The sequence below is a fragment of the Paenibacillus sp. ALE3 genome (genome assembly GCF_054113405.1).
This window is the reverse complement of record NZ_CM134214.1, coordinates 664756-678909: the sequence shown is the minus strand read 5'-3', so window position 1 is coordinate 678909 and position 14154 is coordinate 664756. Positions and strand designations below refer to the sequence as shown.

At 45.3% G+C, this 14154-nt stretch carries 16 protein-coding genes and 1 riboswitch; of the genes, 7 read left to right on the top strand and 9 right to left on the bottom strand.

Features of this window, described 5'->3' with window-relative positions; translation table 11 throughout:
* Positions 1 to 69: 69 nt before the first annotated feature.
* From ACXHJ2_RS03080 to ACXHJ2_RS03065, 4 genes are all read left to right on the top strand, one after another.
* Complete coding sequence (locus ACXHJ2_RS03080) at positions 70 to 948, top strand: LysR family transcriptional regulator (RefSeq protein WP_025674128.1); 879 nt, start codon at positions 70 to 72, stop codon at positions 946 to 948.
* Positions 949 to 955: 7 nt separating this feature from the next.
* Complete coding sequence (locus ACXHJ2_RS03075) at positions 956 to 1096, top strand: hypothetical protein (protein ID WP_457874563.1); 141 nt, start codon at positions 956 to 958, stop codon at positions 1094 to 1096.
* A 100-nt stretch (positions 1097 to 1196) separates the two neighbouring features.
* On the top strand, positions 1197 to 1331 hold the full coding sequence (locus tag ACXHJ2_RS03070; RefSeq protein ID WP_025365763.1) for a helix-turn-helix domain-containing protein: 135 nt from the start codon (positions 1197 to 1199) through the stop codon (positions 1329 to 1331).
* A gap of 431 nt (positions 1332 to 1762) precedes the next feature.
* Positions 1763 to 2221 carry a hypothetical protein gene (locus ACXHJ2_RS03065; RefSeq protein WP_025365764.1) on the top strand — a complete coding sequence of 153 codons (459 nt, stop codon included), beginning with the start codon at positions 1763 to 1765 and terminating at the stop codon, positions 2219 to 2221.
* Between the two features lie 148 nt (positions 2222 to 2369).
* Here ACXHJ2_RS03065 and ACXHJ2_RS03060 read toward each other — a convergent pair.
* A protein-coding gene (locus ACXHJ2_RS03060) for an IS3 family transposase (RefSeq protein ID WP_264218416.1) occupies positions 2370 to 3514 on the bottom strand; the annotation gives its coding sequence in 2 pieces (ribosomal slippage) (positions 2370 to 3241 and positions 3241 to 3514; 1146 coding nt in all).
* Between the two features lie 181 nt (positions 3515 to 3695).
* On the bottom strand, positions 3696 to 4055 hold the full coding sequence (locus ACXHJ2_RS03055) for a HesB/IscA family protein (RefSeq protein ID WP_016820013.1): 360 nt from the start codon (positions 4053 to 4055) through the stop codon (positions 3696 to 3698).
* A 371-nt stretch (positions 4056 to 4426) separates the two neighbouring features.
* Here ACXHJ2_RS03055 and mqnE point away from each other — a divergent pair, with 371 nt between their 5' ends.
* Together mqnE and ACXHJ2_RS03045 are read left to right on the top strand one after the other, a co-directional pair.
* Positions 4427 to 5533 carry an aminofutalosine synthase MqnE gene (gene mqnE, locus ACXHJ2_RS03050; RefSeq protein WP_016820012.1) on the top strand — a complete coding sequence of 369 codons (1107 nt, stop codon included), beginning with the start codon at positions 4427 to 4429 and terminating at the stop codon, positions 5531 to 5533.
* A 205-nt stretch (positions 5534 to 5738) separates the two neighbouring features.
* Positions 5739 to 6806: an NAD(P)/FAD-dependent oxidoreductase gene (locus ACXHJ2_RS03045; protein ID WP_013372908.1), complete on the top strand. Its 1068-nt coding sequence runs from the start codon at positions 5739 to 5741 to the stop codon at positions 6804 to 6806.
* A 118-nt stretch (positions 6807 to 6924) separates the two neighbouring features.
* Here the strand turns inward: ACXHJ2_RS03045 and ACXHJ2_RS03040 are convergent, their stop codons facing one another.
* Positions 6925 to 7182, bottom strand: coding sequence for a YuzB family protein (locus tag ACXHJ2_RS03040; protein WP_013372909.1), 258 nt, complete (start codon positions 7180 to 7182; stop codon positions 6925 to 6927).
* An 88-nt stretch (positions 7183 to 7270) separates the two neighbouring features.
* Here ACXHJ2_RS03040 and ACXHJ2_RS03035 point away from each other — a divergent pair, with 88 nt between their 5' ends.
* Entirely contained in the window at positions 7271 to 7516 is a 246-nt protein-coding gene (locus ACXHJ2_RS03035; protein ID WP_013372910.1) for a NifU family protein, read from the top strand.
* 90 nt (positions 7517 to 7606) lie between these two features.
* Here ACXHJ2_RS03035 and ACXHJ2_RS03030 read toward each other — a convergent pair whose 3' ends face one another.
* From ACXHJ2_RS03030 to ACXHJ2_RS03005, 6 genes are all read right to left on the bottom strand, one after another.
* Positions 7607 to 8371 (bottom strand): SDR family oxidoreductase, encoded by a 765-nt coding sequence (locus ACXHJ2_RS03030; RefSeq protein ID WP_013372911.1) that lies wholly within the window; start codon positions 8369 to 8371, stop codon positions 7607 to 7609.
* Between the two features lie 143 nt (positions 8372 to 8514).
* Positions 8515 to 9357, bottom strand: a complete 843-nt coding sequence (locus tag ACXHJ2_RS03025; RefSeq protein ID WP_165083684.1) for a MetQ/NlpA family ABC transporter substrate-binding protein — start codon at positions 9355 to 9357, stop codon at positions 8515 to 8517.
* A 74-nt stretch (positions 9358 to 9431) separates the two neighbouring features.
* Positions 9432 to 10100, bottom strand: coding sequence for a methionine ABC transporter permease (locus ACXHJ2_RS03020; RefSeq protein WP_031462166.1), 669 nt, complete (start codon positions 10098 to 10100; stop codon positions 9432 to 9434).
* Positions 10097 to 11119, bottom strand: a complete 1023-nt coding sequence (locus tag ACXHJ2_RS03015; protein ID WP_165083685.1) for a methionine ABC transporter ATP-binding protein — start codon at positions 11117 to 11119, stop codon at positions 10097 to 10099. Before ACXHJ2_RS03015 ends, ACXHJ2_RS03020 begins: the two co-directional genes overlap by 4 nt.
* A 137-nt stretch (positions 11120 to 11256) precedes the next feature.
* A riboswitch (SAM riboswitch) is annotated at positions 11257 to 11395 on the bottom strand.
* 129 nt (positions 11396 to 11524) lie between these two features.
* On the bottom strand, positions 11525 to 12244 hold the full coding sequence (locus tag ACXHJ2_RS03010; protein ID WP_058830397.1) for a Cthe_2314 family HEPN domain-containing protein: 720 nt from the start codon (positions 12242 to 12244) through the stop codon (positions 11525 to 11527).
* Positions 12245 to 12300: 56 nt separating this feature from the next.
* Complete coding sequence (locus tag ACXHJ2_RS03005; RefSeq protein WP_165083687.1) at positions 12301 to 14067, bottom strand: UbiD family decarboxylase; 1767 nt, start codon at positions 14065 to 14067, stop codon at positions 12301 to 12303.
* Between the last annotated feature and the right edge of the window lie 87 nt (positions 14068 to 14154).

Genomic DNA, 14154 nt, shown 5'->3' with positions numbered 1-14154 from the left:
TACTAGCTTATACTATGGTCACTAATAAATAAAATGAATGTTTTCAATAAGGGAGATAACTTTTCACTTATGACTATAACTCAGATTATGATCTTTGTTCGCGTAGCTGAAACACTAAACTTTACTCAAACTGCCCATGAGCTGCATATGACGCAACCTGCGGTCAGCCATGCCATCGCTAGTATCGAGAACGAGCTTGATGTCCAGCTATTGCTGCGCGATCGAAAAAGAGGCGTGCTCCTGACAGATATTGGACACAAGGTGCTGCTGCAATTTCGCATGATGCTGCAAAGCATGGAAAAAGTACAGCAGCAGGTGGCCGCTGAAAAAGGCTTGGACGTAGGTACAATCACGATTGGTGCCTTTCCTTCTGCCTCAGCCTATTTTCTGCCCCCCATTATTCATCATATTCGTCAGCACTATCCGAACCTTGTTTTCGATTTACATGAAGGCTCTACCAATGAGGTCAAGGAGTGGGTGCATACCAGAGAAATTGAAGCGGGAATCATCTTGTTGCCAGACCCTGAGGTAGATGTAATTCCTTTATGTCAGGATGACATGATTATTCTCTTGCCTGACGGTCATCCTTTTCAATCGCACGACAAAATCGCCATCCGAGACTTGAATCAACAGGAGATGATCTTTTGTAAAGGTGGACACGAGGTCGCCATTATGGAAGGTTTTGAACGTGAGCAGAGTCAGTTGCAGGCACAATTCATTACTCACAATATCAGCACCCTCGTCAGCATGGTCCGACAAGGACTAGGTATGGGCATTGTCTCTTCACTCGCCTTATCCACGTTCCCCCATGATCTGACCGTCAAGGAAACCACGCCTCTGATCACGCGTCAAATCGGTATCGCTATCCCCTCTCTACACAATGCTTCACTTGCTGTACAGTTATTTGTGCGTACTGCGCAGGAGCTGTTTACTGATTTGAAGCAATAGGGCATATGTGCAGAATTATCGAATCATCGAATACGAGGAAAAGCTGCGTGCGACAACTATTGAAAATGAAATGTGCTATACACGCATTTGGAACAATATAGATGGGGCGTTGAAGATCAATTCAGGGCATTGTAGCACGGTAAAATAGTAAAGCCTAACACCACTTGTAGAAAAGGGAACAGCCCTTTGTTATACTGGAAACAGAAGCTATACTATGTACTACGTGTCATATACCCTCACCATCAACTTTGGCTAAAATGTCTAATGGAGAATTTGTAGCAATGAGTGTCATTGCACGTATATGTGAGGAATTGGACTGTAAAATTGAAGAGGTTGTAGAGTTTATAGAGCAGCAACCATTAGATACAGCAAAAGAGCGCTAGCCTTTTTAGGGGTAGCGTTCTTTCTTTTTTATAACGCAATCAAGTAAAGCCGATCATGTGTTACTACCGACAATTCATCAAGTGGAGAGTAGAAGAACCACTTAATCGGCTCCCTCCAGTGATGGGTTAGTGCATATCATTTTTTAAAGCCACTTCTTGTCGTTCTTTTTATAAGAAGATAAAAACTCTACATTCTACTAAATATATATACTTTCCGTAGTTTAGAATCCAAGTATACGCTAATCTCTCTATTTTACGTTTTCATCTAGATAATATTCAAAAAATATATAATATCATATATTTTTTGAAATATATTGACATAAAAAAGAATTAATTGTATATTTTAATAGAGCTCAAATCCAATCATTTCTAGAAATGACAACAAGAATTACATAAAAATAAAATATCTTTTCAATAAGGAGATGGATTTTTTGCATATTTACAAACACTTGTTGGTAGCTCCTATCGTTCTTTCATTAACGCTAATTGGATCCGTTAATGCATTTGCAAGTGGTGAACCTTCCAATCTATTGGATTTAGAAAACTTAACACTTCCTAAAGATCATGTGATTACTCCACAAGCTTTACTTTTGGATAACGACGTTACTTTTCCAGGAGAAGGAACCTCATATTTTAATTATAACGGAACAGCTGATCTTCGGTTCTATATAAAAAATACAGGTAATAAAAGGATTCATGTTGAACTTAACTTCCCTGGAGGTTCTCGGAATTTAATGAGAATAACACTTGCTCCAGGCGAATCTACTACCAATAATTTCCCTCTATATGATGTATATGGTCCTAGTGCTAACGGTCAATACTCTGTATACGTTTATAATGATGACGGTTCTAGAGGTTCATATCATATTTCAGCTCGGACGTTAGAATAAGATGTTTTTCCTTGAAATGTAATGTTTAATGTTATATTTTTAATAAATTACATTCAAAAATAACTAATTAATCACAAAAAAAACAGGTGTCGGTATTTAACGGGACTGACCCCCGTTTGTGAGACAGGGATCAAAACACCTTCCAAGTTTAAGCAGCCAGTTGTCGGAAATGAACCGGCGACTGGTTGTTTAGTTTTGTTTGAATGCGAATTGAGTTATAGTAAAGGATGTACTCTCGAACGGTCTGCTCGACGATTGCCGTCGTCGTACAGGTTAAACCTTCGAGGTAGAACGTTTCAGACTTTAGTGTGGAATGAAACGATTCGATGGGGGCATTATCAGCAGGCGTTCCTTTACGGGACATACTCATGGTAATGCCTTTTCCTTTTACCGCTTCCTGGTAGGCCAAGGATGTGTAGACGCTGCCTTGATCGCTATGAAGTATTGCACCTGGTAGAGATGGCAACTGACCAAGGGTATCAAGCACAAATGCGGTGTCCTGCTTGTCAGCTATACTGTATGCCACAATCTCTCCGTTAAACAAGTCTAAAATACTCGACAGATACAACATTTTTCCTCCAAATGGCAAATACGTAATGTCTGTTACAAGTTTTTGCATAGGCGTATCTGCTTCAAACTGTCGCTTTAGCAGATGCCCCGCGATATGAATGGGTTGCCCAGTAGGTTTCCGTTTCTTCGCTTTGACACGACATTGCAGCCCTTCCCGCTGCATAATCCGTTGCACGCGTTTGTGGTTTACCGCATACTCCCTCCGAAGCAAGGCGGTGATTTTCCGGTATCCATAACGATATTTATGCTGGATACAGAGTTCGCGGATTTTCTCTACCAAGTGGTCCTCAAGTTTGCTCACATACTCCGCCTTCCAGCGATAGTACGTGGCGCGAGAGATTCCTATCCATGCACAAGCTTGCTTCACACTCACTTCCCCTCGGATCGACTCTATCCACTCCATTACGATCTTTGACGATACCTCCTCTCCAGTACCCTGTACTTTTTTAGCAACTCTAGTTGTTGTCTCAAAAACCTGTTCTCAGCCTGGACCTTCTCTAATTCCGAAGTGTATTCGGGTCCTTTGCCGTAGCTGTATTGCTTACCTACAGGCTGCTCTAAACGGTTTTGCTCGCCACTACGGTACCATCTCATCCAAGTTTCCACTTGTGTCTTGTTTCGTATGTTTAATTGCTCCATGATTTCTTTGACTGGTATACCAGCCATTCTCATTTCAATCGCCTTCATTTTAACCTCTAATGGATAACTGACTCTTGTTGCCAACAAAAAAACACCTCCAAGGTTGTCTCCATATCTTACGACATGGTTGCATTCTCTTGAAGGTGTTTTGATTTGTCTCACGTTAAGGGGTCAGTCCCAACCAACGCCTGTTTTTTTATTTACATAAGCCATTTCAAATTAAAATTTTCCCTGAAACGTTCAGCATACAGTCCCTTAGTTCCGATTAACAAGGTTCTTCGCTTGGTTTCCCTGCATCTGTAGCTGTACGGAAGCTTGAACCGCAGCCGCATGTAGCTACAGCATTCGGATTATGAATCGTGAAACCGCCAGACATACCAGACTCTTCAAAGTCGATTTCCAGACCGTCCAGATAGCGGATACTATCCTTTTCCACGACTACTTTCATATCCTGTACATTCATATATATATCCTGATCCGTCTCGTTGTCGTCAAAGCCCATGGCGTACGAAAATCCGGTACATCCACCTGGCGTAACACCCAGACGTAAAAACATATTCGGCGTTTCCTGCTGCTCCAGCATTTCTTTCAGGCGTTCAGCAGCGGAATCGGTGATGTTAATCATAGCTCCATCCTCCTCTTTTACTTCATGCTCCCCTTCAGTATACTCTCTTATTTGCAGGTGCTCAAGTCATGGAATGTCCTTCCGTTACAGGCTTAAACACCTCTTTTTCTACTCGTTTGTATTGAACACCAGTGGTGTGAGGTTTATAATAGGTGAAGAGTGTGTTAAAGAAACTGTCGGAAATTTGTCATTTCAAAGGCGAAATTATGAGACATCCATCATTGTAGCCTGGCATTGTAACATTTTTCACATATCGTATATCCGCGCTGCCGGATTTTACCGACGGAACGGGACATCCTGTGCGCATCAAGCGCTTGTGCCGCTAATTCGGCGGACAGCCTCGCACAGAGCAACTTGAAGGAGGAATAGGCATGTCCACATTAGTTACACCTTTTACAGACCGCAGAATGGCGGAAATTGTAGAAAAGGTACAAAACGGGATTCGTTTGAACCTCGAAGATGGTATATATTTGTATGAAACTGACGATATTCTCACACTGGGCCAGTTGGCTAACGAAGCTAATTTACGCAAGAACGGTAAAAAGGTTTATTTTATCGAAAACATGAGCCTGTACTTCACCAATGTATGCGAAGCGCGCTGCGCGTTCTGCAATTTCCGCAAGGATCAGGGGGAGGAAGGCTCTTATACGTTGTCCGGGCAGGAAATGATTGATTATGTAGAGCAACATATCCATCCAGGCGTAAGAGAATTCCATATCGTCGGCGGTCATAATAATCATGTACCTTTCCAATACTATGTAGATTCACTGAAAGCGCTGAACGAAAAGTATCCCAACGTTACACTGAAAGCATACACTGCGGCGGAAATTGACTTTTTCACACGCATAAGCGGCTTGAGTGTTAAAGAAGTTCTTCAAGAGCTGCAAAAGGCAGGACTTCAATCTTTGACTGGTGGTGGCGCGGAAATCTTATCCGATGAATATCGGAAGAAGATGCGTGTTACCAAAGCCAATGTGGACCGCTATCTTGAAGTACATCGTACGGCCCACAATCTCGGTATGAAAACTCATACGACCATGCTGTACGGTTCAGTCGAAACTTATCAGGATCGTATTGAGCACATGCTGCAAATTCGTGAATTGCAGGATGAAACAAATGGATTTATGGTATTTATCCCACTGTCCATGCAGCCGAAAAGCAAAAACGCCAACATCATGCGCCGCAACTCTGCTTACGAGGATCTCAAAACCATTGCGATCAGCCGTTTGATGCTGGACAATATCGACCATGTTAAAGCTTACTTCATTAATATTGGTCCGCAATTGACGCAGGTCGCTCTTACCTTTGGCGCATCTGATGTCCATGGCACGATTGTGCGCGAGCAGATCAGCCATGCCGCAGGTGCGTTGACTCCTGCCGGATTGACCCGCAAAGAGCTAATCTGGCTGGTCAAAGGTGCTGGACGCATACCTGTAGAACGTGACACCTTCTATAACGAAATCGAAGTTTTCGAATAAGTGTAACATCGGATTCAGATTTCCCGCGTGCATTTTATCCCCATTACTCACACCATGCAGCCTCAAGCTGCCCCGGAACACACTGGTCTGTCTGCCAAAGGCAGGCCCGCTTTTCCGGGTTTTACAACAACAAAAACTTGTGGCTAGATCGACAAGACACCAGACCATTGCCGGGGAAACGGTAACGAAAGGACGGCGGATTTTGATGAAAAATTTCGTTATTCTGGGGGGCGGCTATGGCGGCCTTACCATTGCCAAAGAATTGCTGGATAAACACATTCCCGACAATATTCAAGTTATTTTAGTGGATCGGATGCCCTTTCAGGGCTTGAAAACAGAATACTATGCCCTTGCGGCAGGTACCGTATCTGATTTTGATTTGCGGGTACACTTTCCAGATGAACAACGCCTTATTCGCAAATATGGAGAAGTCACATCGATGGATCTTGAGAATAAAATGGTCCATTTTCAAGACGGTGAGCCTTTGCCCTATGACCAGCTTGTCATTGCACTAGGTTGTACCGACCGCTTTCATAATACACCGGGGGCAGAAGAATACAGCTGTACAATCCAGTCCTTTAATCATACCCGCCAAACGTATCTGCGCTTGAATGAAATCAAGCCTTATGGACATGTCCATATTGTAGGTGGCGGCCTAAGTGGTGTCGAGATTGCTGCGGAGTTACGTGAAAGCCGCGCGGATTTGAATATTACGATTATGGATCGGGGCGAGCGGGTGCTATCAGCATTTCCGCAACGTTTGTCTGCGTATGTACATGCCTGGTTCAAGGAGCATCATGTGAATGCGCTAAATCATGTTGCGGTTTCCCGTATCGAGCCAGGAGCTATTTACAACCGTGACGAGCAAATTATGACCGATGCGGTTGTATGGACAGCCGGGATTCAGCCCGTTAAAATTGTACAGGATTTAGCAGTTCCTAAAGACCCTCAGGGTCGCATCGTGCTAAATGAATATTATCAAATACCGGATCATCCTGAAGTGTACGTCGTCGGAGACTGTGCGAGCCTTCCTTACTCTCCAAGCGCTCAGGCGGCAGAGGTGCAAGGAGAGCAGATTGCCCACATTGTACGCGACCTGTGGAAAGGCCAAACGCCTCACCCGCATCCTTTAAAGCTACGTGGTACATTAGGTGCGCTGGGCAAGAAGGCCGGATTCGGTTATGGCTTTATGGGCAGTACCTCATTGCGTGGACGAGTGCCACGTCTGCTGAAAAGCGGTGTGCTCTGGAAGTCCAAACGCCATTTTGGCTAATTGGATCTTTAATAAGCAAAAAGGACCTGCTTCCATAGCAGGTCCTTTTTGCTGGTGCATCTATGAATAATATATATTTTCTACAAGAGAAGGCTGGCCCTGCGGATGACTTCTATTTTCAATCCAAATCCAGGTTGTCCCATGCTTCGGCTTCTTTAATTTTGTTGAGAATCACTTCGTACAGAAGCTCTGCTGAATCTGCGGATACAATTTCACCGTTAACCATCGCATAAGGCTCAGCGTTACACTGACCGCAATTGCTTAGGCAGCCGTATTCAATCACATCATAATCTGGATTCTGTTCCAGTTTAGCCATAATCTCATCGGTACCAAAATGCATGTTACTGGTGCAAAATTCAATAATAGGTCTTAACATTTTTTTCACCTGCTTTGGATGACGGGCATTTTAATTTGGCCCGCTTTGTAATATAATAAACAAGGTATAGGAAAGGAGTTGAATTCTAATGAGCGAAGCACAAAGCGTTCAGATGTATGATGAAGTAGCAGACGTACTGGATAAGCTCCGTCCGTTCCTGCAACGCGATGGCGGTGACGTTGAGCTGGTTGACGTTGAAGACGGCATCGTTAAGCTGAAGCTGGTAGGTGCTTGCGGCAGTTGCCCAAGTTCTACAATTACGCTGAAAGCAGGGATTGAACGCGCTCTTCTCGAAGAAGTTGAAGGCGTCCAAGAAGTGGTACAAGTATTCTAATGCTTGATGCATAATGATCAGAGAGTCTTGAGTTCGGTAACGAAGCTCAAGACTCTTTTTTGTATTACAGCGTCTAAAGCTCTCTCAAGCTTATATGGTTGGCCGAATGGGGTCCAATCCTCCGGACACATCCATAATATTGCCTGTTATAAAATCTGAATGCTCCTCACACAAATAGGCGATCACTCGCGCAATGTCCTCTCCGCTTCCTGGACGCCCACGCGGTGTCTCTTTATCCTGCATGCCGATGACATCGGCAATCGACTTTTCCTTGTTCGCTCCTCGGATATCCCCTGGACAGATCATATTGACCGTGATGCCATAGGGAGCTTCCTCTACAGCTAGTGACTTCGTAAAAGACACCAGCCCCACCTTGGCAGCTGCGTAGACAGCCCGATGCGGCCAAGCCCTTGCTTCTCCAGCATGACCAAAGCCAAAATGAATAATACGTCCCCATTGCTGGCTACGCATGTGCGGCAATACCAAATGATCCAGCAACATGGTACCGACCAAATTTCCCTGTATCATGGCATGAATCTCAGCTACACTGTAGTCCGCAAAAAGACGGCGTTCCCGGATGAAGGGTCCGGCATTGTTCACCATAATATCAACCCCGCCCAGACGATCCTGCACTTCACCGATCAGCCTGGTGATATCTTCCTGAACAGAGATATCTGCTTGTAAAGACAGACAGCGTACTCCCTTAGATTCAATTACCTGCTTAAGCGCTTCGGCTTCAACCTGGCTATGGACATAATTTAGTGCAATGTCACAACCTTCATCAGCCAAACGCAGAGCGGTCATTTTACCTAAACCTTTGGCACTGCCCGTTATGAGTGCGACTTTGTCTCTCAACAGTTTTCCTCCTCTTCACAGAGAACGGTCACCCCCAAGTATAAAATATTTAAGCAATCCCTACAACTCCAGCCAAGAAGAAACCCCAGTCCTCTTGTTTAAGAGAAGCTGGGGTTTACGTTCAGCGGTTTCTTAGTTTCTGCTTAAAATGCAGGGATAATTGCGCCTTGATATTTGTCTTCAATGAATTTTTTAGTTTCTGGAGATTGCAAAGCTTTAAGCAGTTTTTGGATCGCTTCGGAATCTTTATTATCAGGACGTGCTACCAGTACGTTAGCATATGGTGAATCTTTGTCTTCCAGTGCCAATGCATCCTTGGTCGGATTCAGCTTGGCTTCCAAAGCGTAGTTCGTGTTGATCAACGCAATATCCACTTCAGGCAACTGACGTGGCAGCATAGCTGCTTCCAAAGTTTTAAATTCCAGATTTTTCTTATTTTCAGTAATATCTTTTACGGTAGCTTCAATGTTGCTTGCGTCCTTCAGCTTGATCAGACCTTGTTTCTCCAACAGCAACAATGCACGGCCTCCATTGGTCGCATCGTTCGGAATCGCTACTGTCGCACCGTCTGGAAGTTCATCAAGCTTTTTATATTTTTGAGAGTAGATACCGAATGGCTCCAGATGAACAGCGCCAATAGATACCAGATCCATTTTACGCTCTTTATTCATCACATTCAGGTAAGGTACATGTTGATAAAAGTTAGCATCCAGTTGCTTGTCAAACAATTGCACGTTCGGCTGTACATAGTCGTTAAACTGAACGACTTGAAGGCGAACTCCTTCTTTTTCCAACTGAGGCTTGATCGCTTCCAAAATTTCCGCATGTGGCACAGGAGAAGCTCCAACTTTCAGTTCGACTTCACGTGGTGACCCGCCTGTATTTTCGGCCGCATTGTTTGTATCCGATGTAGTGCTCTTTGTACCGCAAGCAGCCAGTACCGCAATTAATGTCAAGCTCAATACAGCCAATACCCATTTCTTCATGTTGTTACCCCTCCAATAATTTGTAATATTCAGGATCAGACGTCCTGATCAATAAGGATATCTATATGTTTTCCCTATTTTCGAGTATAATGCCGCACAAGGCGATCTCCTGCCATTTGCAGCAGTTGTACCAATACGATCATCAGCACGACCGCAACGATCATTACAGCCGTTTCATAACGATAATAGCCGTAGTTGATTGCCAGCGTACCCAGTCCACCGCCCCCGATCATACCGGACATTGCCGTGTAGGATACGAGTGTAACGACGGTAATGGTTAATGCGGCGAGCAGGCCCGGCAGTGCCTCACGTAACAGCACACGCCGGATAATTTGTCCTGTCGAAGCCCCCATCGCTTGTGCAGCTTCAATGACACCCTTGTCCACTTCACGTAGTGACGTTTCGACAAGACGTGCGAAGAAAGGAGCAGCCCCGATAACCAATGGCGGAATGGTTCCCAGCACCCCGGTCGAGGTACCTACCAACGATCGTGTAAAAGGAATAAGTGCAACGATCAAAATGATAAATGGTACGGAACGCAAAATGTTCACGATGAAGGATAATACAATGTATATCACCTTCATCAAAGTCAACGAGGAGCGGCTCGCCAGAAACAACAATATACCGAGCGGCAATCCAATAACGAGGGTGAACAATGCAGATGCCCCGAGCATCTGAAGGGTTTCCAGCGTAGAATTCCCTAGCTCTTCCCAACTCACTTGCGAAAAATCAAGTTCGCTCATTGTCCGATCACCTCCACATCAAGTCCTTGCCCAGACACTTCGCGCAGCGTATGCTCTATATCTGAATGGTTTCCTTCAAAACGAACGATCAGCTGTCCATACGGTACATTTTTAATTGTAGAGATGGTTCCCTGCAAGATTGCAAAATCAACACCCGTACTTCGAGCCGTACGCGACAGAATCGCATCATAAGTTTTGCTGCCTAAGAAGGAGATACGTACTACCTGTGTCGATTCCCCGCTACCTGCAGCTGCAATCGCTGCTTGTAACTCCTCGGGATGTTCCGCCTCCCGCTGGATAAAGTCCTTAGTTACCTGATGCTGTGGCTTCAAAAATACTTCCGCCACCGGACCTTGCTCCACGATATCGCCCTGATGAATGACGCCAACTCGATCACAAATGCTTTGAATGACATGCATCTCATGAGTAATCAATACGATGGTCAAATTAAAACGTTGATTAATATCCAACAGCAATTTCAGGATAGACCCTGTCGTCTGCGGATCAAGCGCAGACGTCGCTTCGTCACACAGCAACACATGCGGATCACTAGCCAGTGCCCGTGCAATTCCTACCCGCTGCTTCTGTCCACCTGAGAGCTGTGACGGATATTTTCCACTGTGTTCTTTGAGCCCCACTAGTTCCAGCAGCTCACGAACTTTCTTGTCCATCTCCTGCTTAGGGGTACTTACCAGACGCAATGGAAATGCAATGTTGTCATACACTGTCGCCGAAGACAACAAATTAAAATGTTGAAAAATCATTCCGATTTTTCGGCGTTGCTTCTGTAACTGGGATTGACTCACAGTCACAAGGTTAACCCCATCTACCCATACTTCGCCTGAAGTAGGGCGCTCCAATAAATTAATACAGCGGATCAACGTACTTTTGCCCGCCCCGGAATGACCAATCACCCCGAATATTTCTCCACGCTTTATAGAAAGATTCAACCCGGACAACGCATTAACGCGTCGGTTTCCTTTACCATAATGCTTGGTTAATTGCTTAAGCTCTATCAACGTGCTGCGACCCCCTTCACTTCTTCCTTACCCTTTTAACCAGTTGTCATCTCTCAGGATTGTATAAAATCGGCTATTTATTTATACAAAAAAGAGCCCCTTTCACAGAATGAAAAGGGCCCCACCTTGCGAACCTTTTCTCATCTGCCAAAATCGCTATAACTCTAGCGGTTTTGTAGGAATTAGCACCATATGTTCCCTCCCGGTGCATTACACCGGGAAAGAACGGGTTGCCGGGCTTCATCGGGCCAGTCCCTCCACCTCTCTGGATAAGAAAAATATGTTAAACTCCAGCTTTAGCTGTCCGTTTAGTTTATATAAAAAAATAATTCAAGCATTTTTCTGAAACTAGGTTTCAGTATAGATAGTTTACATTGCTTTGTCAAAGGATATTTTCTGTCATAATTATGGGCGCACTGCCCGGTTCTCCCATTGTTTCGCAGTATAAGAAAATGCGTTTGATAGCGACCGGCATACCATTTCCAAGCCCTGCTGCAAATCTTCTAGATGGTGATCGAGGTCCTCCAGTTGGATTTTGCCATATAAAGCACGGTGACGTTGCCAGAGATCATCCTGCATTTCCGTGTTCATATAGTGTATCTCCGTATTTCGCCGCTTACGCAGCCGATTGATAGCATCGTTGTATGTGTCCTTGATATCAATTAAATTATCGGTCAATACAGGATGCATTTTGAGATACTTCAGCTGTCGCAACACAGTAAAATACGAATAATGCGCCTTATACTGCCCTGTTTTTAAATCATACAGGTCATTCATCCAGTTACCCAACTTATCCAAAATAGAGAATACCCGCACAAACCCATCCTTATAAAAGAATACGTACAAGGCATAATCGGATTTTTCATCCTTGCTCATATCTTCAGCGTATCCGGCTTTTACTTTCATACGAAAAAAGGCGGCAGCATGATGGCTCTGCTCCAGTTCATCCAATGACGACATTAGACCACGCGTCAAAATATCCGCCTTCCGAAAGTCATGAGTCGGATCACCACTGGCCTGGATTTGTCGCTCCAGCAAATGTAACATGTCTGACATGCTATTCATGGCATCCAGCAGGAAACCATTATTTACACGCGGGGGCTCGCCCAACAGCTTGCGTATCATGCTTCACGCCTCCTTCATATCTGTAAAATCCGGCTGTTAAGATGCTTTAATAGGCGTCAAGCGAAATAACTCGTCCATCGTTGATCTACAAGCTTAACAATATCTTCACGTGGCAGTACCTCATCAGGGTAGCCCGGCTTCATACGTGCATCCACCACAATCGGCAGCTTATAGTTCAGGTGATGCAAACGCACTTCGCTGTCAGCGTACATATCTGTAGCCGGGTTAAAGCGTGTGAATACTGTCCACAGGAACGAAGCTTGGGAGCGAACAACTTCTTTGGCATCGTCCACGATAAAGACAAGCGGCCACTCCTGCTCACCCGCAGCTAATCGCTCCAATACACGCGCAGCGAGTTCAGGCTCCTGCTCAAAGGACGAGCCGGATACAACGAGGCATCCTCCGCAATACGGTTCGATGTCACGAATTCCCGGCAGATCGCCCCCTTCATAAACTCGAGGCAATTCACGCACAGGCTCGCCTACTCCCATCAGAATCGCCTTACTGCCATGATTCAGCTTACGGCCCGTGTAATCGAGTGTATCGTGAGACGTATGGTTGAAAATAAACAAATCTCTGGCTGGATTAAATCGTTCCAAAATGGTTTCGAGCAGCAGGTTAAAGTCGGATAAATCGATTACCCGATCCGTCAGCATCAGGAATTTGGTCAACGACAATTGGCCTTGACCCAGAATGGTGAAGCCGGATACCAGCGCTTCACGGGAGTAGCTTTCACGTACGACTGCCGCTGCCAGCGCATGTACACCTGTTTCCGCATATGCCCATAACGACTTGACGGAAGGCATTACAAGCGGATAAGCGGGCGACAACAGACGTTGCAAAAACTCGCCGAGATAGTAGTCTTCCTGCCGCGGCTTACCTACAATGGTCGCCGGATAAATGGCATCTTTACGGTGATGCATATGTTTGACATGAAACACAGGGAAATCATGTTGTAATGAGTAATAGCCAAAATGATCGCCAAACGGTCCTTCCGGGCGGCGTTCATGAGGCGGCACATAGCCGCTGATCGCAAATTCGGCTTCTGCCGGAATCCGGTGACCTCCGAGCGGGTCTTCCGTCATGGGCAGCTTACCCCCCATAATAAGGGAAGCCAGCAATAGCTCAGGCAAATTTTCCGGGGCAGGAGCAATCGCAGACGCAATCAGAGCAGGCGGGCCACCGATGATGATCGTCGTAGGCAACGGCTCATTACGCAGCTCTGCTTCATGATAATGGAAGCCGCCGCCTTTATGGATCTGCCAGTGAATCCCAGTCGTCTGATCATCATAAATCTGGATGCGATACATCCCCAAATTATGATCCTTGGACTGACCTGGCTTTTCGGTATACACGAGCGGAAGCGTAATGAACGGTCCTCCATCCTCGTGCCAGCTGGTCACTCTAGGCAGTGGAGCCAGCGGAGCATCAGTACGGCGAACGCCCAATACAGGGGCTTCGCTATGAGATACTGTTTTTAGTCCTACTTTTAGCATGTCCTTAATCAGCCCACGTTCATTCCACAACGATTTGGGGGTAGGTGGAAGCAACGTTTTGGTCGCACCTACAATTGCATCCATCAGTTGCTCTGGACGAGGGCCAAAAGCCATGTCCACACGGCGATTCGTACCGAACAAATTACTGGCTACAGGAAACGGGGTTCCTTTGACATTTGTGAACAGCAGCGCCGGACCTTCTTCCTCAATGACTCTTCGGTGGATCTCGGCCAGCTCCAAATAAGGATCGACAGGTGCTTCTATAATTTTAAGATCATTTTCTTTACGCAGCGCTTCAATAAATTGGCGCAAATTCTGGTAGATCAACTGGATGATTCCTCCTAAGCAAATCAAGCCCTCGAGAAACTCGTGGGCCTGGTTTGTTTCTTATGATGTTATTATACGTGTTCCAAC

What these genes read in the sequence shown, in the direction of transcription:
- ACXHJ2_RS03080 (WP_025674128.1), top strand. Translation starts at nt 70, where the DNA reads ATGACTATAACTCAGATTATGATCTTTGTTCGCGTAGCTGAAACACTA.
- ACXHJ2_RS03055 (WP_016820013.1), bottom strand. Translation starts at nt 4,055, where the DNA reads ATGATTAACATCACCGATTCCGCTGCTGAACGCCTGAAAGAAATGCTG.
- mqnE (WP_016820012.1), top strand. Translation starts at nt 4,427, where the DNA reads ATGTCCACATTAGTTACACCTTTTACAGACCGCAGAATGGCGGAAATT.
- ACXHJ2_RS03045 (WP_013372908.1), top strand. Translation starts at nt 5,739, where the DNA reads ATGAAAAATTTCGTTATTCTGGGGGGCGGCTATGGCGGCCTTACCATT.
- ACXHJ2_RS03040 (WP_013372909.1), bottom strand. Translation starts at nt 7,182, where the DNA reads ATGTTAAGACCTATTATTGAATTTTGCACCAGTAACATGCATTTTGGT.
- ACXHJ2_RS03035 (WP_013372910.1), top strand. Translation starts at nt 7,271, where the DNA reads ATGAGCGAAGCACAAAGCGTTCAGATGTATGATGAAGTAGCAGACGTA.
- ACXHJ2_RS03025 (WP_165083684.1), bottom strand. Translation starts at nt 9,357, where the DNA reads ATGAAGAAATGGGTATTGGCTGTATTGAGCTTGACATTAATTGCGGTA.
- ACXHJ2_RS03020 (WP_031462166.1), bottom strand. Translation starts at nt 10,100, where the DNA reads ATGAGCGAACTTGATTTTTCGCAAGTGAGTTGGGAAGAGCTAGGGAAT.
- ACXHJ2_RS03010 (WP_058830397.1), bottom strand. Translation starts at nt 12,244, where the DNA reads ATGATACGCAAGCTGTTGGGCGAGCCCCCGCGTGTAAATAATGGTTTC.